20 protein-coding genes and 1 tRNA gene are annotated in these 18,355 nt (G+C 32.0%); 8 read left to right on the forward strand and 13 right to left on the reverse strand.

Annotation, left to right across the window (positions count from 1 at the left end; all coding sequences use genetic code 11):
* Positions 1–235: 235 nt before the first annotated feature.
* Together GFU93_RS01805 and GFU93_RS01810 are read left to right on the forward strand one after the other, a co-directional pair.
* Positions 236–2,710 carry a M1 family metallopeptidase gene (locus tag GFU93_RS01805; protein ID WP_160566659.1) on the forward strand — a complete coding sequence of 825 codons (2,475 nt, stop codon included), beginning with the start codon at positions 236–238 and terminating at the stop codon, positions 2,708–2,710.
* Between the two features lie 91 nt (positions 2,711–2,801).
* Positions 2,802–3,293 (forward strand): dihydrofolate reductase, encoded by a 492-nt coding sequence (locus tag GFU93_RS01810; RefSeq protein WP_160566662.1) that lies wholly within the window; start codon positions 2,802–2,804, stop codon positions 3,291–3,293.
* 1 nt (position 3,294) lies between these two features.
* Here the strand turns inward: GFU93_RS01810 and GFU93_RS01815 are convergent, their stop codons facing one another.
* The 10 genes from GFU93_RS01815 to pdxS all read right to left on the reverse strand — a co-directional run bounded on the left by GFU93_RS01815 (position 3,295) and on the right by pdxS (position 11,602).
* Positions 3,295–3,891 (reverse strand): hypothetical protein, encoded by a 597-nt coding sequence (locus GFU93_RS01815; RefSeq protein ID WP_105297885.1) that lies wholly within the window; start codon positions 3,889–3,891, stop codon positions 3,295–3,297.
* 62 nt (positions 3,892–3,953) lie between these two features.
* Positions 3,954–4,256 (reverse strand): CD225/dispanin family protein, encoded by a 303-nt coding sequence (locus GFU93_RS01820; RefSeq protein ID WP_160563918.1) that lies wholly within the window; start codon positions 4,254–4,256, stop codon positions 3,954–3,956.
* Positions 4,257–4,352: 96 nt separating this feature from the next.
* Entirely contained in the window at positions 4,353–5,324 is a 972-nt protein-coding gene (locus tag GFU93_RS01825) for a Gfo/Idh/MocA family protein (protein WP_160566665.1), read from the reverse strand.
* A gap of 554 nt (positions 5,325–5,878) precedes the next feature.
* Entirely contained in the window at positions 5,879–6,637 is a 759-nt protein-coding gene (locus GFU93_RS01830) for a carboxymuconolactone decarboxylase family protein (protein ID WP_160566668.1), read from the reverse strand.
* Between the two features lie 35 nt (positions 6,638–6,672).
* On the reverse strand, positions 6,673–7,530 hold the full coding sequence (locus tag GFU93_RS01835; protein WP_160566671.1) for an aldo/keto reductase: 858 nt from the start codon (positions 7,528–7,530) through the stop codon (positions 6,673–6,675).
* A gap of 37 nt (positions 7,531–7,567) precedes the next feature.
* Positions 7,568–8,005: a cupin domain-containing protein gene (locus GFU93_RS01840; RefSeq protein ID WP_160566674.1), complete on the reverse strand. Its 438-nt coding sequence runs from the start codon at positions 8,003–8,005 to the stop codon at positions 7,568–7,570.
* Positions 8,006–8,287: 282 nt separating this feature from the next.
* Positions 8,288–9,022 carry an SDR family oxidoreductase gene (locus GFU93_RS01845; RefSeq protein WP_160543345.1) on the reverse strand — a complete coding sequence of 245 codons (735 nt, stop codon included), beginning with the start codon at positions 9,020–9,022 and terminating at the stop codon, positions 8,288–8,290.
* A 112-nt stretch (positions 9,023–9,134) separates the two neighbouring features.
* Positions 9,135–9,983, reverse strand: a complete 849-nt coding sequence (locus tag GFU93_RS01850; protein ID WP_255448635.1) for an AraC family transcriptional regulator — start codon at positions 9,981–9,983, stop codon at positions 9,135–9,137.
* Between the two features lie 88 nt (positions 9,984–10,071).
* Positions 10,072–10,641 (reverse strand): pyridoxal 5'-phosphate synthase glutaminase subunit PdxT, encoded by a 570-nt coding sequence (gene pdxT / locus GFU93_RS01855; protein WP_160566677.1) that lies wholly within the window; start codon positions 10,639–10,641, stop codon positions 10,072–10,074.
* Positions 10,642–10,726: 85 nt separating this feature from the next.
* A complete protein-coding gene (pdxS, locus tag GFU93_RS01860; RefSeq protein ID WP_160563932.1) occupies positions 10,727–11,602 on the reverse strand; it encodes a pyridoxal 5'-phosphate synthase lyase subunit PdxS in 876 nt (291 codons plus the stop codon).
* 264 nt (positions 11,603–11,866) lie between these two features.
* Between pdxS and GFU93_RS01865 the strand changes: the two genes are divergently transcribed.
* The 4 genes from GFU93_RS01865 (at position 11,867) to GFU93_RS01880 (ending at position 14,357) form a co-directional block, all read left to right on the forward strand.
* The gene (locus tag GFU93_RS01865; RefSeq protein ID WP_160566680.1) at positions 11,867–12,580 is read left to right on the forward strand and encodes a TIGR00730 family Rossman fold protein; all 714 of its coding nucleotides are present in this window, start codon (positions 11,867–11,869) and stop codon (positions 12,578–12,580) included.
* Between the two features lie 62 nt (positions 12,581–12,642).
* Positions 12,643–13,116, forward strand: a complete 474-nt coding sequence (locus GFU93_RS01870; RefSeq protein WP_146105600.1) for a DUF6702 family protein — start codon at positions 12,643–12,645, stop codon at positions 13,114–13,116.
* Positions 13,117–13,172: 56 nt separating this feature from the next.
* Positions 13,173–13,649, forward strand: a complete 477-nt coding sequence (locus GFU93_RS01875; RefSeq protein WP_160566683.1) for a lipocalin family protein — start codon at positions 13,173–13,175, stop codon at positions 13,647–13,649.
* Between the two features lie 30 nt (positions 13,650–13,679).
* The gene (locus GFU93_RS01880) at positions 13,680–14,357 is read left to right on the forward strand and encodes an OmpA family protein (protein WP_160566686.1); all 678 of its coding nucleotides are present in this window, start codon (positions 13,680–13,682) and stop codon (positions 14,355–14,357) included.
* 65 nt (positions 14,358–14,422) lie between these two features.
* Here the strand turns inward: GFU93_RS01880 and GFU93_RS01885 are convergent, their stop codons facing one another.
* The 3 genes from GFU93_RS01885 to GFU93_RS01895 all read right to left on the reverse strand — a co-directional run bounded on the left by GFU93_RS01885 (position 14,423) and on the right by GFU93_RS01895 (position 15,983).
* Positions 14,423–14,770, reverse strand: coding sequence for a hypothetical protein (locus tag GFU93_RS01885; RefSeq protein ID WP_160566689.1), 348 nt, complete (start codon positions 14,768–14,770; stop codon positions 14,423–14,425).
* Between the two features lie 167 nt (positions 14,771–14,937).
* Positions 14,938–15,020: transfer RNA gene (locus GFU93_RS01890), tRNA-Leu, on the reverse strand.
* Positions 15,021–15,143: 123 nt separating this feature from the next.
* Positions 15,144–15,983 carry an AraC family transcriptional regulator gene (locus GFU93_RS01895; protein WP_160594136.1) on the reverse strand — a complete coding sequence of 280 codons (840 nt, stop codon included), beginning with the start codon at positions 15,981–15,983 and terminating at the stop codon, positions 15,144–15,146.
* 150 nt (positions 15,984–16,133) lie between these two features.
* On the opposite strand from GFU93_RS01895, the gene GFU93_RS01900 reads away from it, so the two are divergent.
* Together GFU93_RS01900 and GFU93_RS01905 are read left to right on the forward strand one after the other, a co-directional pair.
* Positions 16,134–17,270 (forward strand): acyltransferase, encoded by a 1,137-nt coding sequence (locus GFU93_RS01900; RefSeq protein WP_105297901.1) that lies wholly within the window; start codon positions 16,134–16,136, stop codon positions 17,268–17,270.
* A gap of 125 nt (positions 17,271–17,395) precedes the next feature.
* Entirely contained in the window at positions 17,396–18,238 is an 843-nt protein-coding gene (locus GFU93_RS01905; protein WP_160566695.1) for an AraC family transcriptional regulator, read from the forward strand.
* The last annotated feature ends 117 nt before the right edge of the window (positions 18,239–18,355 follow it).

Below are 18,355 nucleotides of genomic sequence, written 5' to 3' on the forward strand. Positions count from 1 at the left end.
GTTCCAACCTTCACTTTTTTTAAGAACATATAAAATTTCGCCAACGTACTTAATTGACAAGTATTAATACTTTCTTAACTTAACTTATTAAGATAATTAGTTAAATTAGCCGATAGTATTTTTTATCATACTTATAAAACTCCTTTAATGGAATAGAAACATAAGGTTCGAATAAAAATTTAGATTTTTCTTACTGTATGTTTTTTTAATATATAATTAATTTAAATAAATTTTAATGAAAAAAGGTATTATTATTCTGATTTCCATATTAACCATTGGTTATACTAGAGCTCAGGATTATTCAACGTATCATCCTTCTGCTACTATGGTTAATGATTTAGTTCATACGAAGCTTAAAGTGGGTTTTGACATTCCCAACGAAAAGCTATTCGGTGAAGCATGGATAACTTTAAAACCTCACTTCTACCCTACCGACTCTTTGACTTTAGATGCAAAAGGTATGGAAATTTCCTCGCTAACTTTGAATGGAACTAAAGCATTAAAGTATACGTATACTAACGATCAGTTAAAAATAAAATTAGACAAAAGTTACACTAAAAACGAAAATTACACGGTTTACATTAAATACGTAGCCATTCCCGGTTCTATTAAACAAAAAGGAAGTGAAGCAATTCAAGATGCCAGAGGTCTGTATTTTATTAATCCGCGAGGAGAAAACAAAGACAAGCCCACACAAATTTGGACACAAGGTGAAACTGAATCCAACAGTTGTTGGTTTCCGACTATAGATAAACCCAATCAGAAAACTTCAGAAGAAATATATATTACGGTTCCTGATAAATACGTGACTTTATCCAATGGAACTTTAAAAAATCAAACCAAAAATAATGACGGTACTCGTACCGATTATTGGAAATTTGATAAAAAACATGCCCCTTATTTATTTTTTATGGGTATTGGAGAATTTTCTATTGTTAAAGACAAATGGAAAAATATACCGGTAGATTATTATGTGGATAAGGAATATGAGCCCTATGCAAAGCAGATTTTTGGAGATACTCCTTCGATGATTGAATATTTTTCAACCCTGTTACAATATCCGTATCCATGGGAAAAATACAGTCAAATGGTGGCAAGAGATTATATAAGCGGTGCCATGGAAAATACCACTTGTACACTTCATGAGGAAAGTGCCTTACAAAAACCCGGACAGCTTGTAGATAAAAACATCTGGGAACCGGTTATCGCCCACGAATTATTTCATCATTGGTTTGGAGATTTGGCTACTACGGAAAGTTGGTCTAACCTTCCGGTAAATGAATCCTTTGCGAATTATTCGGAATATCTATGGCTGGAACATAAATACGGAAAAGATAATGCGGAAGAACACAGGGATAATGAAAGAGACGGGTATATGTTTGGTGGTGAAAATTTTGACAAGGATTTAATTCGCTTTAAATATAAAGATCGAGAAGATATGATGGATGCCGTTAGTTATAATAAAGGGGGATTAATTTTACATATGTTGAGAAATTATTTGGGCGATGATGCATTTTTTGCCGGTATGAGCTTATATCTTAAAACCAATGAATACAAGGCAACTGAAGCCCATCAACTCCGTTTGGCATGGGAAGAAGTTAGCGGGAAAGATCTCAACTGGTTTTTCAACCAATGGTTTTTTGGCAATGGTCATCCTAAGTTAAAAGCAGCCTATGCGTACAATGAAGCTAAAAAAACCGTAACTGTAACATTAACTCAAAGTCAAGAACAGAAATTTCAGTTTCCTCTGGATATTGATGCTTATGAAAACGGAAAACCTACCAGGCATCATGTTTGGGCAAAAGCTGCCGAAACTAATTCTTTTGAGCTTCCTTATAAATCTAAACCTCAATTGATAAATATAAATCCTGATAAAATTCTACTTTGCGAATTGAATGACGATAAAACTACTGAACAATATATATTTCAATATAAATATGCTTCTGAATACAGTTCAAGAAAAGAAGCTGTAAGTAAATTAGCGGATGCTCAAACTTCAAATGCTGAAGCGTTGGAAACATTATTGAAAGCGGCTTCTTCTGATAAATTTGAAGGATTGCGAACATTTGCCATTTCAAAATTGGATGAAACTAATCCAACGGTTAAACAAAAGTCGGCATCAGTACTGGAAAAAATTGCAACTTCAGACTTAAAGACATTAGTTCAGGCTAAAGCTATTAAACAATTAGCATCAATTGATGCTTCAAAATATAAGGACTTGTTTATAAAATCTTTTAATAGTCCCTCTTATAGTGTGAAAGCGGCCTCTATACTTGGAGTTTTAAAAGTGGATAAAAACTCGGCATCTGAGTTGGTTTCCAAAATAGATGACAAAAACCCGGGTAGTGATTTATCCCTAGCTATTGCCAAAACAGCAATTGTAACAAAAGATAATTCTAAATTATCCGTGATTTCAAAAAATTTCCTGAATCTTCTGCTTTCGGCAGAGTCTCAAGATGAAGCAGACACTTATTTTGAAGGTCTGCAAACTATTATGATGGGAGATTATCCTAATGAAACACAAACTGTTGTTGATTCTATTTTAAAAATTTACCCGCAAGCTAAAAAATACAGCTTTGGTGAAGTGATGCTTCAAATTATGCAAGGTTCTTTACAAATGAAACAACAGGCTTCGAATGCATCACCTCTTAATAAAAGTCTTAAAGATCAAGTAAACTATATTACCAACGGATTGAATAAAATGAAATAAACAACCATTTTAAAGTTGCATGAAAAAAGAGTAAAGATTTCACCTTTACTCTTTTTTTTATATATTTAAATTTCATTTAACATCCATTTACATGACAATTATAGCAGCTCTAGATGAAAATAATGCGATAGGAAATAACAATCAATTACTTTGGCATCTTCCCTTGGATTTAAAACGATTTAAATCACTCACACAAAATCATGTGATCCTTATGGGTAGGAAGACTTTTGAATCGTTAGGACGGCCTCTTCCCAATCGTCAAAATATGGTAATATCTTCTAAAGCAGATTACCAGGTTCCGGATAACGTATATTTGTTTTCTTCTTTACCTGAAGCCATCGAAGCTGCACGTAGTAAAGATTCCAATCCGTATATTATTGGAGGAGGAACGATCTATTCACAAGCTTTAAAATATGCCGATACGTTAGAACTTACGTTAGTACATACACAAATAGATAAGGCCGATACTTATTTTCCTGAAATCGACTTTTCAGAATGGAATAAAACTTTTGATGAATTTCATCCAAAAGATGATAAGCACCTGTATGATTTCCGCTTTGTAACTTACCAAAGGAAAAAATAACTTATTTACTTTTAGTAACTATCCAACCTTTATCTTTTTTATAATTTAAATTAAACGTTTTTACTATAAAATCGGTATGAGGATTTTTATCATATCCCAATATGGAAAAGTCATTTGCTACCTTTTTAAGGGTAAGTACAGCTTTAGCTGTTTTTTTACCGGTCAATTCAATTCGAGCTTGTTCTTTGTCTCCTAATTGATATTCCAAAGACTTTACTTCAACTGTTTCTTTTTTTTGTTTTAGCACAAAAGGACGAGCTTTTTCGGTAAGCTTCACTTCATAGGTAAAGACACTGTCTTTACTGAGAAATTTCTTTTTTTGTTTAACCAAATTCAGGTTTACATATCCTTTTTCTTCTAATTCTTTATAGGCCTTAAGGTCGTTTTTATCTTTTTTAAGACTAAATTTTACTTCCCCTATGTTTATTTCCACTGTTTCATAAATGGGATTGGATTTTAAATAGGCTTCGATTGAATTTAAAGCGACATCTTCTGATAAGCTTGCTTTATCTCCACAAGCTGTAAAACTCAAACTTATTATAAAAAGGAAAGCAGCTTTCCATAATAAATTTTTTAAATTAATATACGTGGTATTCATACTGATTTTAACAATAAAATGAATAATCAATCAAAAATCATGCATTTCACAGTTAGCTTATGTCAATGTTGGAATTTTTGTCCAAAGATGTTATAAATAGCCCCTGATAAGATACCGAGCCAAAAGACTATACCCGCAATAATTGTCCAAATACAAAGAATGCGAGTAATGATGGATGATCGTCTTGCTTTATCATACATTTTTTGTTCCCAATATTGATTAACCCGTAAAGAATAAAATAAGGCAAATATACCCACCGGGGCAAAACAAGCTACAGTACAAATAATAGCAAATGCCAGATAGTTATCCGGAGCATCCTCTTTAAAAACTTCTTCCTCTTCTTGGTCTATGGTTTCATTACTCATAACCTATTAATTTTGGCATATAGAATAATCATGTAAAAAAAATTTAATCCTCCCTTTTCTATGCCCAAAATTTTTTCATTCAAATTAATTCTAATTCTATTTTTTACCTTCTATTTGTCTCATCACTTCCAAAGCTACACGTAAAGCCTCTCTACCTTGCATTAAAGTTACCTTGATCGGTTGTTTATTTTCAATGGAATCGGCTAAAGATTCTAATTCATCCAAAATAGAATTATTGCTTTCAATTTCAGGATATTGAAATATAATTTGTTTTTTTTCGCCTTCTGCATTTTCAATAATCATATCAAAAGGTTGTATTTTTTCCGGTACTTCCTTGATTCTTATGATTTCGGATTTTTTCTCTAAAAAATCTATTGAAATGTAGGCATCTTTCTGGAAAAACCTACTTTTCCTCATATTTTTCATGGAAATTCTGCTGGTTGTAACATTGGCTACACATCCATTTTCAAATTCAATCCGAGCATTGGCAATATCCGGTGTATTACTGACCACAGCTACTCCGCTGGCATGAATCTCCTTTACTTTTGATTCAACTATGGATAAAACAATATCTAAGTCATGGATCATTAAGTCTAATACTACCGGAACATCTGTACCCCTCGGATTAAACTCTGCCAAGCGATGTATCTCCAAAAACATGGGATTTACTATATAGGGTTTAGCCGCTGTGAAAGCAGGATTAAAACGTTCCACGTGTCCAACTTGCCCCTGCACGTTATGTTCTTGGGCTAACCGAATTATTTCATCTGCTTCTTGTAATGTCCCTGCGATAGGTTTTTCAATAAAAAAATGCTTACCTGCTTGTATGGCTTTTTTAGCATATTCAAAATGGGCAAAAGTGGGCGTTACTATATCCAACAAATCAATCTGATGTAATAATTCATCAAAATTTGTAAAAAATTTATATCCAAATTCTTTCTCTAATTTTTTCCCGTTTTCTTCATCATTATCGTAAAAACCAATTAGATTATATTTTTCAGATTGTTGTAATAATTTTAAATGTATTTTTCCTAAATGTCCGGCTCCGACTAAACCTGCTTTTAGCATAATATCTTAGTATTAAATTATCTATTTCTTTTTTCCAACATTATTTACGGATAACTTATTAAATCAATTCATCAGATGATAGGTAAGAATCCGTTATATTAATTTACAATAGTAAAAATGATACATCGTTGTTGTTTAATTTCAACAATCTATTTTTTATAGTTTGCTATTGGAAAATTAAATGATGGAACAACTACAATTATTTTAAAGTTTTTAGTTAAGAAAACTTAGCTGTACTTGTATTCTTTATCATATTTACCTAACAAATGTAGTGTATTTTAATGATAGAATCGACTATTATTTGTAAATCAAAGACTAATTATCTAAAAAAAATCGGAAATAATTTTTTATGAAAAAACAGGTGAGAAAGCAGATAATTAAGTTAATAAATTCCTCATGCAACTTTATTTATCTTTATTAAACGTTATTCGGCATTTTAACTATTAATTTCTATTGATTGACTATAACCTTACTAAGATGTAAGCAAAAATGCCGGAAAATCAATTTTATTTAATCGTTTTTAATAAGCTTTTAAAGATCTTTAAAAAAAGGTATTATTGCCATTTCTCAGGTAAATCTCTGATGATTTTCAATGCATTAATTGCAAGTGGAAATCCAATATAAGGCAATGTCTGAATGATAGCTGTTACAATCAGTTCTTTATTATTGCCCTGTTTAAGATTTGCAAAGTAATGAGAAGTAAGTTGATCTTCCGCTCCCAGTGAAACTAACACGCAATAACTTAATAACTCACGTATGGCAAGGTCAAGTCCTTTTCTTGTATAAAAATCTCCAAAATAAACTTCAGTAAGAAATTTGGCAACCTCTTCACCCATACCATCCGGCAAAGCAGACATTAACTCTTTCATATGATTTCCATATAGAGGAATCTGAATTTTTTGTCCTTCTTCGAATCTGGTTTCCTCTTGTACGGTACTTTGTTTTTCTAAAGGTAGAGAGATATTATTTTCGGTAAAAGCTTCATTCATACTTGCAATAGCATTTAGGGTTTTAGGAAAACCAATAATCGGGGCACATTGATAAATAGCTTCTCTTAATTCTATCGGAGTTACCTGAGCGTTCAATGCGGCATGTACATGAGATTTTAATTGAGGCAATTGCTGCAACGAGGCAAGAACTACACAAGTTATCAATTCTCGGGTTTTTATACTTAATTTTCCAACCGTAAAAACTTGACCAAAAATGAATTTTTGAAGAATTTCCATCAATTCGGGATCATTGCCTTCGCCATTTAAGGCATTTCCTTTAAACAGCTTTTTAAAGTTATCTTTACAAATTTCTGTTCTATTCATATGATTGATTTTTACTTATCAATTGCCTTAAGTTCTTAGGATAGATGATGTTTCTTTTTAAAATCTAAAATAAATCGTACGGTTTCATGGTCGTTATGTGAAAAGAACAAGGATTTTTCTTGATCTAACGATTCTAACGAATGGATATCTTCCTCTGAAAGTTTAAAATCAAAAACATTAAAATTTTCAATCATGCGTTCTTTATGTGTAGATTTTGGAATTACAATTACCTGTTGCTGTATTAAAAACCTGAGTGCAATTTGGGCGGGTGTTTTATTGTATTTTTTACTGATGGAAACTAAAGTTTCATTCGTAAAGAAATTATTTTTTCCTTCTGCGAACGGACCCCAGGATTCAATTTGAGTGCCGTATTCTTTCATTACTTCTTTAGATATTTTCTGTTGATTGAAAATATGGGTTTCAACCTGATTTACTGCCGGTTTTATTTCTACATGTTCGCAAAGGTCTACCAATCTATCCGGATAAAAATTACTTACTCCGATAGCTTTTGCTTTTCCCGATTTGTACATTTCTTCCAGGGCTCGATACGTACCGTAATAATCTCCAAAAGGTTGATGTATTAATAAAAGGTCCACATATTCGGTTTGCAATTTTTTCAATGATTCTTCAAATGATTTTTTAGCTCTTTCATATCCTGCATTTGAAACCCAAATTTTTGTGGTTATAAAAAATTTAGAGCGATCTATATTACTTGATTTTACCGCCTTACCCACTTCTTCCTCGTTATAATAGGCTTGTGCTGTATCTATGGAGCGATACCCCACCTCTATGGCTTCTGACACCACTCGTTCGCAATCTTGAGGGGGTATTTGATAAACTCCAAACCCTAAGATTGGCATTTCATTTCCGTTGTTTAATTTAATATAATCCATTTGAATATGATTTTATATTTATATATAAAGTTGTTATTTATTTCAGATTAATTGCTTGTTCAGCGGCTATATGATATTCTTCGTCTGATACCGATTTCAACCAAGTATTTTCATTGGTTTGAGGATTACAGGTAATAGCTAAATGAGAAAACCATTCATCAGGAGCTGCACCGTGCCAATGCTTAACATTAGAGTCTATTTCAATAACATCTCCCGGTTTCATTCGTATGGCTTTTTTGCCTTCTTCCTGATATAATCCAACCCCACCTACAGCAATTAGTATCTGTCCCCCGGAGTGCGTATGCCAATGGTTTCTACAACCGGGTTCAAATGTAACGTTGAATAAGGGAACATTTAATTCATTATGGTTGGTAAGAGGTTGCAGCCATGATTTTCCGGAAAAATATTGTTGATATTCTTTATTTTCATTTCCAATTGGAAATTCACTGATTTTAGGTATTTCTGAATTATTCATTTGTTAACTAGTTATTTTGTGTAAATATTAATTTATTAGCTTGTTCGCTGAAAATCAAACATACTTGTACTCGATTTAGCGTGTAGAAATTAGTAGGTTTTAATTTGGATAATGAACTACTAAAATTCTTTTATATAGAACTAATTATCCGACAAATGATTAACTAAAAAATAATTTTTATTTAAATTTTATAAAATTTGCAATAAACTAAATTCTTTTGTCGGATAAATAGTTTAAAAATTAAATTTTTATATTTTCTCTGTAATTTTTTATTACAATAAATTAGAGAGATTGCTTAGTAGGACGAACAATAACTTCACTTACAGATACATGTTGTGGAGTATTTATCGCATAAACTACTGCTTCTGCTATATCTTCCGGATTCAAACCATAACCCTCTGTATCCTGCATTTTACGTTGATCTTCTAATAATTTTTCATCTTTCATTGTTTTGTACAGATCTGTACGAACAGCACCCGGAGAAACCATGGAAGATTTTATGTTATTTTCTCTCTGCTCTTGACGTAGCCCTTCCATTACAGCACGGATGGCTGATTTAGTAGCACAATATACTACAGACCCCGGATATACATAATGTCCTGCAACGGAATCGGTAGTGATGATATGACCGGATTTTTGTTTTACAAAATGAGGAAGAACCGCGGCTATTCCATGTAAAACGCCCAATACATTTACATGAAGCATATCATGCCAATCTTGAAGTTTACAATCTATAAGATAGGATGAAGGCATGGTTCCGGCATTATTGTAGATAACATCTATTTTTCCAAACTTGCTTATAGCTAAATCTACTACCGCTTTCACTTCTTCGAATTTGGCAACATCGGCTACTTTATACTCAATTTGAGCATTTGGAAGAGAATCTTTAATTGCTTTTAATTTTTCTTCTCTTCTGGCAGAAATAACCAATTTAGCTCCCCTTTCGGCAATTTTCCTTACGGTAGCTTCACCGATTCCACTGGAAGCCCCCATCACAACTATTACTTTTTCTTTCATAACTTTTTAAATTAAGATTTTTTAAGTTTATAGTCATTTATAAACAAAGTTAATGCCAGTTCAATATTGGGCTTTTGTCGGAAAGATCAATTTTTTTTGTTCTGAAGAACGGTCACAGTTCTTCCGAAGGAGAAAATCCGTATAACTTTTTAAAAGCTGTATAAAAATGAGATATGTTTTTAAAACCTACTTCCCAACAAACATCTTTTACTTTCCACTTTTTTCTGTCTTTCAGCATTTCAAAGGCAACTTCGAGTCGTTTACGTATTAACCATTTTTGGGGAGGTATATCGCTAATTTTTGCAAAGTCTCGTTTGAAAGTTGCTAAACTTCTTCCGGTATAAGCAGCTATTTCATTCATGGAAAGGTCATACATATAATTTTCATTGAGAAAATCAAGTATATCGATTTTCCAAGGTTCTGTAAAATCGAAAAGTATCGAATAAAAATTCTTATTGATGTTTAATAATGCTAGTACGGCTTCTTGTTCTTTCAATTTAATGATTTCATCAGAAGGTTGAAGCGTTGTGTCGAAATAGGGATTTAAGGATTGAAAAAGACTTATAATTTCAGGACGTAAAGGTAAAGTAAAAACATTTTCTTTGGGAAGACTAACCTCTTCGGGTTTCTCTTTACTTACCTTTTTATAATAAAAATCTCTTAAAAATGAACGTTTCAACGTCATGGTTATTCCTTTATATTGCTGATCGTCGGAATAAAATTTAGTCATTTTTATATTATGATTTCTCCGTACAAATGCACAAGTTCCTGCTTTTAATACTTTTTCTTTTTTTCCTTTTTCTTCAATGATTAATTTTCCTGAATATATATAGATCAAACAGTGGTCTTGAGCGGAATGTACACAACTGGTATTGTTATTGGCATAATAGGTCAGAAAAATTCCTGAATAATTTATAGTTTTCGAAGTGTCCATAATTGGATGTTCATTTAAGACTGACAAGATAAGAATTTTCTTATGTATTACTTATTAGTTACCGTAATTTAATTCTTACGATTATTGATCAATCTTTAGCCATAAGATTAATTTATCATTTCTTGTTACATAATTCTTCTATAAAATAGTGATGAACTTTAACAGAATCCGTTAATTCCGGATGAAAAGATGTAACTAGCATGTTTTTTTCTTGAGCTGCAACTATGTGACCGTTCACACGGGATAAAATTTTAACATTTTCTCCTACTTCTGTTATATAGGGAGCTCGTATAAATGTCATGGGAATAGTACCGATTCCTTCAAAATTTTCTTCAATTGAAAAGCTGCCCAACTGACGGCCATATGCATTTCTTTTTGCGGTAATATCCATAACTCCCAGATGTACCGTACCTTCTTCTACCCGTTTAGCCATTAAAATTAATCCGGCACACGTACCGAATACCGGTAATCCTGTTTGTATTTTGTTTCTGATTATATCGAGTAAGTTTAAATCTCTCAAAAGTTTACCTATGGCCGTACTCTCCCCTCCCGGAATGATTAATCCATCCATAGATTGATCCATGTCTTTTTTTTGTCTTATTTCAAAGGTTTCTACCTTCAATTCTTGTAGTTTTCGAATATGCTCTATAAATGCTCCTTGTACTGCTAATACCCCTATTTTCATACTATTATATTTAGAATTAAAAAAGTCATTTGGAAAGTTTACACTTTCCAAATGACCTTATATTCGATTGTTTTTTATAAAAAAATTATTTTCCTCTTTCTGCCATTAGTAATTCAATTTCTGCTTCATTTATTCCAACCATCGCTTCTCCTAAGTCTTCAGATACTTCCAATAAAATAGTAGGATCGTTAAAATTAGTAACTGCTTTAACAATGGCCTGAGCTCTCTTTATCGGATCACCGGATTTGAAAATACCTGAACCTACAAAAACTCCTTCTGCTCCCAATTGCATCATTAATGCCGCATCGGCAGGAGTTGCCACACCTCCGGCCGCAAAATTCACTACCGGTAATTTTCCGTTTTCGTGTACGTATTTTACTAATTCATAAGGCACTCGAAGATCCTTTGCCTCATTGAAAAGTTCATCTTCCTGCATACCTTGTATCTTACGTATGGCTTCATTCATTGCGCGTAAATGTCTTACGGCTTGAACTACATCACCGGTTCCCGGTTCGCCTTTGGAGCGAATCATGGATGCCCCTTCTTGGATTCTTCGCAGGGCTTCACCTAAATTCTTAGCCCCGCATACAAAAGGAACTTTAAATTTGGTTTTATTTACATGATAGGTATCATCGGCGGGTGTTAAAACTTCGCTTTCATCAATATAATCGATTTCTAAGGCTTCCAGTATTTGTGCTTCCACAAAATGTCCGATTCTGATTTTAGCCATAACCGGTATACTTACTGCCGATTGTATTCCTTTAATCATTTTGGGATCACTCATCCGCGAAACACCTCCTACAGCGCGTATATCAGCTGGAATCCTCTCCAAGGCCATTACTGCAACAGCTCCTGCTGCTTCAGCTATTTCTGCTTGTTCCGGAGTAGAAACATCCATGATGACTCCTCCTTTCAGCATTTGCGCTAAATTTTTATTTAATTCGTATCTGTTGTTTTCCATACTCAAATTTTATCTTAATTATACGTACAAAAATAGCATAATATACGGTTACATTACCTAAGTTTCCTTTTTTATTTTCTACCCTTTTTTTTCAAGAAATTGATATATTATTTTCTTATTTTAAAAAATCTCAGATATTTTGCTAAAAAAAATGATACTTCCTCGTGAAAATAGTAAAATTTTAATAAAATGATTAACAATTATATGAGGCAGAAATCGTAATAAACAGTAATTTTGCTGTACATGTTACTAAAATATTAAAAAATGCATAATTCAGAAAATAAAGAGTTTATAGCTCAGAATTTTAATCAAAAAAATTGGAATGAAATAAAAACGCGAGACAGTTGGATGCTTTTCAAACTTATGGCTGAGTTTACCAATGGTTTTGAAACAATGACTAAAATAGGCCCTTGTGTATCCATATTCGGTTCTGCTCGAACTAATCCTGAAAATAAATATTACCAATTAACGGAAGAAATTTCTTATAAGCTTACTAAAATAGGTTTTGGTATTATTACGGGAGGAGGACCCGGAATTATGGAAGCGGGAAATAAAGGAGCACAGGCTGCGGGAGGAAAATCAATTGGTTTAAATATTGAATTACCTTTTGAAACAGGAAGTAATCCGTATGTTGATCATAAATTAAGTATGAATTTCAATTATTTTTTTGTCAGGAAAGTTATGTTTCTCAAATATTCGCAAGGTTTTATTGTTATGCCCGGCGGTTTGGGTACCATGGATGAGCTGTTTGAAGCGTTAACTTTAATTCAAACAAAAAAAACAAGTAAATTCCCGATTGTATTGGTAGGTACGGAATATTGGACCGGATTATTGGAATGGATGCGAAAGTCTATGCTTGAAGATAATTATATTAAGGAAATTGATTTTAGTTTGTTCCGACTTGTTGATACTGCTGATGAAGCTGTAGGACACATCCATGCTTTTTATAATAAATACAGTATTAAACAAAATTTTTAAAACTATTTGGCATTAAATTTGTTTGCAGTTGCAGAATGAGTGATAATATAATTCAACCTATAATGAAAAAGTTTATTCTTTTTTTTGTTTTATCTTTTATATGTTTAGGTTTCTATAATTTTTATTCTTCGGATTTTTTTACTTCGATAACTAAAGTGGAATATGTTTCCAGCAGCAAAACATTAAAAGTTTCTTCAAAAGTTAACCTTGAACATATTGAACAAACCATTGGTAAAAAAGTAAATTCCAACGATTTTGATATTGCACTTAATAAATATCTTCAAAATAACGTTAAAATAAGTATAGATGATACTCCTGTGAATTTTACTTTTTCTTCTAAAAATCCGGATGGAAATGTAGTTTGGATTTATTATGAGGTATCGGGTATCAATTCGGTTTCATCAATCACTATAAAGAATTCTTTGTTATTGGATAAATTCCCTGATCAGCAGAATTTTATAAATTTTATCGTCAATGGCCAAAAGAAATCTTTAGTGTGTAAAAAAGGCTCTGAAAGTGGAAAATTAACTTTTTAATCGACTAACGTAAGTTTTTAATTAATAATAATTATGAATTAAAATAAATTTCTTTTATGAAAAAATTAATGATTTTAGGAATTATGAGCATGTTTATTTTTTATTCTTGCTCTTCTTCAAATTCTGTTGCTCTCGACAGATCTTCTCAACGGGATGTAAGAGGTACATGGAATCTTGACCGCGTTTCATATTCTGAAAACATGGTAAAAGTTAAAGCTTTTGATGAATATGATGCTCAGTGTTTAAAAAACAGTGTATGGTATTTTATAGCTAATAATAACAGAGGTAATTTTACGTTGCAGGGAGGCAATACTTGCCCGGCTTTAACTCAAAACTTTACTTGGTATATCGACAAACAAAATATGCTTGTATTAAAATTGCTTAATGAAGGTGATAAAGCAAGAAAAGTAACTACAGGAACTACGTATTTATATGAAATTCTTTCTGAAAATGAATTTAAATTAAGTCAGGTTATCAGCGGTGTTACTATTACTTATCATTTCAGTAAATTATCATCCGGTAAATTAAAATAATAACTTGAAATACACTATATAATTATAATTATGAAATCAATATTTACAAGATTAACTTTAATCTTATTATCTGTTAGCATTCTAATGTCTTGTAACACCAACGACACCCAAAAAGGTGCCGGTTTAGGAGCTGTTGCAGGAGGTGTTTTAGGTGCTGTAATTGGAAATAATGTAGGAAATAAAAACAATGCTGCTTTAGGAGCCGTTATCGGTGCTGCCGTAGGTGGAACCACCGGAGGTTTAATTGGACACAAAATGGATCAACAAGCACGTCAAATACAAGAAAGTGTACCGGGTGCTTCCGTTGAACGTGTAGGGGAAGGAATTAAAGTTGTACTTAATGAAAATGCTATTCGTTTTGATTTTGATAAAGCTACTTTAACTCCTGCTGCTCAACAAAATTTAGATAAAATTGTTTCTGTTTTTAAACAATACCCGGATACTAATATTGGTATTTTCGGATATACTGACGCAAAAGGTGCAGATCAATATAATTTAAATTTATCTGAAAACAGAGCAAAAAGTGTTGCTAATTATTTATCCAGTAACGGTATCAGCTCCAGCCGATTTACCATTAAAGGTTTTGGTAAAGCGGATCCAATTGGAGATAACAGCACTGAAGCCGGTAGAGCTTTAAATAGAAGAGTTGAATTTTCTATTACTGCCAACGAAAAAATGATTCGTGATGCAAAAGCTGAATCCAACTAATTAATATATTTTATACTTTATATAATTTTGAATAGAAAGACAGACGAAAGTTTGTCTTTTTTATTTTAAATATCCAGTAATTTTTCATCCATAAAATATTGGATGATCGCTTTTTTCATAAGCAAAGTTTGCTCATTAGGCTTTAAATCGGGCAGCTTTTCAATTAATTTATAATGCGGCCAGTTATCTTGATCATATCCATCGAGTTTATAATATCCGAAAGGTTCCAATAACCTGCATACGGCTATATGTATCAGGTTCATTTTTTCGTCTTTTTTATACTTTTTATATCCTAATCCTAATTCTTGCAAACCAATTAAAAATATCATCGTATTTAAATCGGGAATATCCTCATGTGCAAACTTCTCTTTGAAAAATACTTCAATTTTACTCCAAAGTTGGGCCTCGTTCATTTTCAAGTCAAATTTTTATTCACGTAAATTTATAATAAAATTTAATATTTGAGTTTAATACTTTTTTACATTTGTTGTAACTATGCTATGGATGGGGATATTAAAAATAAAGTTTAGCAATTTATTGTAAAAAAAGGGAAAATTTATTTTATTACTTAGAAGAAAAGTACTCACGACCGGATTCGAACCGGCACATCCTATGGACACCACCCCCTCAAGATGGCGTGTCTACCAATTCCACCACGTGAGTTTAAAAGTTGTTTATTTTTAGCATTGCAAATATACTAATATTAGTATTTCACCTCTAAAGTAATTTTAAATTTTTCCATACTTAGATAAGTAATTTTTTTTAGTCTAATCTTTCGACAGATACTTACCTTCCCACTAGATAATACCTTTTACGATATTCATTGGGTGTGCAATTTTTAATTTTCTTAAAAATTCTATTGTAATAAGGCACATCCTTGAAACCTGAATAATAACATACTTCTGCAATGGTCATATTGGTTTTTTGAATCATTTGACAGGAAGATTCTACTCTAAATTCATTTAAATAAGTCATCAAAGATTTACCCATCATCTTTTTAAAGAAAATACAAAATGACGATTTATTCATATTCACTAATTGGGACATTTCTTCTAAAGTGATGGTATTTTGATAATTGTTCATTATATAAAGTTGTATTTTTTGCAACCGAAGGATTCGTTTATCTTCCTCTATCCGATTACCTGCTAAAATCCTATGATCGGAATTGCCTAGTAATGTTAATATTTGAATGAAAGATGAAATTCTTTCAATCTCCGTTTGATCAATCATCTGTTTCAAAATGTTTTGAAGTTTCGCCAGATGAGCTCCTATAAATGATATTGCTTGTTTATAATTTTGTATTTTTTGGATGTATGGGTGCAATTCGCTAAAAGTTAATTTACAATTATCAAGAAATCGATCAGAAAATGTAAGGGTAATGTTCTCAATCTTACCTTCTGCATCATAATCGGATTCTTCAAAAAGCCAACAATGAGGGATATGAGGGGGGATAAGAACGATTTCGCTGCATTGAAAGGGTTCGAGCCGATCCCCCATTTTTCTGGTTCCACTGCCGGTTATTATGTAGGATAATTCCCAAGTTTTTTGTTCATGGAAAGTTACCTGTTCATTCCAATATATTTTTACATGATCAAATCGAAAAGATTGATTTTCAAATGTTGGCAAGTGAATGTATTTGATGTTTTTATACACTTACTAATATTATGCATTATTTGTATACAAATATAAGACAATAATAATAGAATATATTTCAATAGTTCAACTAATCATTAGTTTACTTTTGTTATTCAAATAAGAAATCAATATCTTCCAATGATGAAAAATATAACGGATTTAAAAGCTTCCAAGCCACATTATGTAATTCTTGACGGTTTACGAGGAGTTGCTGCTATTATGGTGGTTTTATTCCATGTTCTTGAAATTTATACGGGCGGTGATCATAGCTTACAAATTATAAATCATGGATACTTGGCTGTAGATTTTTTCTTTATGTTATCCGGATTTGTCTTGGGATATGCATACGATGATCGGTGGGGAAGCATGACTTTAAAAGATTTTTTTAAACGCCGTATCATTCGACTTCATCCTATGATTATTGCCGGGATGCTTTTAGGGGCTTTATTATATTATTTCCAGGATGCTCCTTCATTGGGATGGAAAGCTACTTCTGATGTTTCTCTTTTGAAATTAGTTCTATTGATGATTATCGGCATGTTTTTAATTCCTGTCGGAAAAGGCTTAGACATTCGCGGTTGGAATGAAATGTATCCTCTGAATGGCCCTGCCTGGTCTCTATTTCTTGAATATATAGCCAATATCATTTATGCCCTTATTTTACGAAGAATCAGCAAATTAATGCTTTCTATTTTGGTACTTGTTGCTGCCGGAGTTACGATTCAATATGCGTTTACAAATCCTATAGGTGACATCATCGGGGGATGGTCTATTGATGACCCTATTCAGTTAAGAATCGGTTTTACTCGTTTGGCTTTTCCTTTTTTAGCCGGATTATTGTTAGCCAGAATTGGAAAACTTCGTTTTATTAATCATGCATTTTTAATAACTTCTCTTTTGTTGATCATACTTTTATCCGTACCTCATTTAGGCGGTGAAAATAACCTATGGAATCGCTGGTATGAGTGTATATGTTTAATGATTTTCTTTCCTCTGATTATATGGCTGGGCGCAGGAGGAAAAATAAAGGATCCGAAAGCCATGACAGTATGTAAATTTTTGGGAGACATCTCCTACCCTATTTATATTACCCATTTTCCCTTTATTAATATTTATATGGCTTACATTGCCAATCATCAACTTTCATTGGAGCAATCATGGCAATATGGATTGCTGGTAGTTTTAATTTCCATCATTGTTGCTTATTTGTCCATGAAATTTTATGATATGCCGATTCGAGAATGGTTACGTAAACGATTTTTAAATTATAAAAAATAATCAATTAGTTTTTCGAAACAGAGATATTTTTTATGCAAAAGCATAAACAGTATCATAAAAATGTGTATAAAATAATGCGTTGTTTATATGACTTCGATTTTTTTATCTTTGTATAAAATTTTCTTTTGAAATCTTACACCTTTAATGAACTTTTACCTTTTGGTTTTGAAATAAAAAATTTGACTCAGATGAATCAAAGGGCATGTTCTATAACCAGTAAGCCACATAGAACAAATTTTTATCAAATTATACGGATTACAAGCGGTAAAACAATTCAAAAAGTAGATTTTAGTCCGATTGAACTCAGGGAAGGACAAATTTTATTTATCGGCAAAGATCAAGTTTTATCTTTTGATGTGGAATCTACCTATACGGGTGAAATTATTTTGTTTACCGATGATTTTTATATTCGTAATAAATACGAAAGGCGCTTGATTAAGCAATCAGAGCTTTTCAACCCTTTCACAAAAAATATTCCTATTGAAACGCATGAATATTTAGATTCCATTTGGGAATTGATGAAAAAAATCTATTCTCCTGAACAAGATCCTTATATTCCCGATATTTTACATCATTTACTGAGTAGTTTTCTTATTTATTCAAAAAAAATTACTAGTCATTCGTTAAATATTCTTTATTCTTCGTGTTATTCTGTTACTTTAGAGTTTTCACTCGCAGTAGAAAAAAATTACAAGATCCTGAGAAAAGTAAACGATTATGTCTCCAGTTTGGGTATATCGCCCAAAGTTTTATCAAAAGCTCTTAAAAACACTGTCGGTAAAAGTCCCAAAGAATATATTGATGAACGAATTTTATTAGAAGCAAAAAGACTTTTGGTTTACAGTGAACTCAATATAAAGGAAATTTCATTTGAACTGGGATTTGACGAACCCACCAATTTCAGCAAATTTTTTAGAAAGTGGGTAGGTATTAGCCCTATCGATTTTAAAAAGCAACACCTGTCCTAAATTTATCAGCTTTGGCATACTTTTTATCATTACACTCATAAAATCCACACTTACCTTTACACGAATAAAATTCTTACAACAGTTGAAAAACACTGAATACGCCTGTTTTTATAAACA

Source organism: Apibacter sp. B3546 (assembly GCF_009827885.1).
Classification (GTDB): Bacteria; Bacteroidota; Bacteroidia; order Flavobacteriales; family Weeksellaceae; genus Apibacter.

Coding starts and splice junctions, on each gene's coding strand:
- GFU93_RS01875 (WP_160566683.1), top strand. CDS start 13,173: ATGAAAAAATTAATGATTTTAGGAATTATGAGCATGTTTATTTTTTAT.
- GFU93_RS01880 (WP_160566686.1), top strand. CDS start 13,680: ATGAAATCAATATTTACAAGATTAACTTTAATCTTATTATCTGTTAGC.
- GFU93_RS01825 (WP_160566665.1), bottom strand. CDS start 5,324: ATGCTAAAAGCAGGTTTAGTCGGAGCCGGACATTTAGGAAAAATACAT.
- GFU93_RS01835 (WP_160566671.1), bottom strand. CDS start 7,530: ATGGATTATATTAAATTAAACAACGGAAATGAAATGCCAATCTTAGGG.
- GFU93_RS01845 (WP_160543345.1), bottom strand. CDS start 9,022: ATGAAAGAAAAAGTAATAGTTGTGATGGGGGCTTCCAGTGGAATCGGT.
- GFU93_RS01830 (WP_160566668.1), bottom strand. CDS start 6,637: ATGAATAGAACAGAAATTTGTAAAGATAACTTTAAAAAGCTGTTTAAA.
- GFU93_RS01820 (WP_160563918.1), bottom strand. CDS start 4,256: ATGAGTAATGAAACCATAGACCAAGAAGAGGAAGAAGTTTTTAAAGAG.
- GFU93_RS01885 (WP_160566689.1), bottom strand. CDS start 14,770: ATGAACGAGGCCCAACTTTGGAGTAAAATTGAAGTATTTTTCAAAGAG.
- GFU93_RS01805 (WP_160566659.1), top strand. CDS start 236: ATGAAAAAAGGTATTATTATTCTGATTTCCATATTAACCATTGGTTAT.
- GFU93_RS01900 (WP_105297901.1), top strand. CDS start 16,134: ATGAAAAATATAACGGATTTAAAAGCTTCCAAGCCACATTATGTAATT.
- GFU93_RS01840 (WP_160566674.1), bottom strand. CDS start 8,005: ATGAATAATTCAGAAATACCTAAAATCAGTGAATTTCCAATTGGAAAT.
- pdxT (WP_160566677.1), bottom strand. CDS start 10,641: ATGAAAATAGGGGTATTAGCAGTACAAGGAGCATTTATAGAGCATATT.
- GFU93_RS01865 (WP_160566680.1), top strand. CDS start 11,867: ATGCATAATTCAGAAAATAAAGAGTTTATAGCTCAGAATTTTAATCAA.
- GFU93_RS01815 (WP_105297885.1), bottom strand. CDS start 3,891: ATGAATACCACGTATATTAATTTAAAAAATTTATTATGGAAAGCTGCT.
- GFU93_RS01810 (WP_160566662.1), top strand. CDS start 2,802: ATGACAATTATAGCAGCTCTAGATGAAAATAATGCGATAGGAAATAAC.
- pdxS (WP_160563932.1), bottom strand. CDS start 11,602: ATGGAAAACAACAGATACGAATTAAATAAAAATTTAGCGCAAATGCTG.
- GFU93_RS01870 (WP_146105600.1), top strand. CDS start 12,643: ATGAAAAAGTTTATTCTTTTTTTTGTTTTATCTTTTATATGTTTAGGT.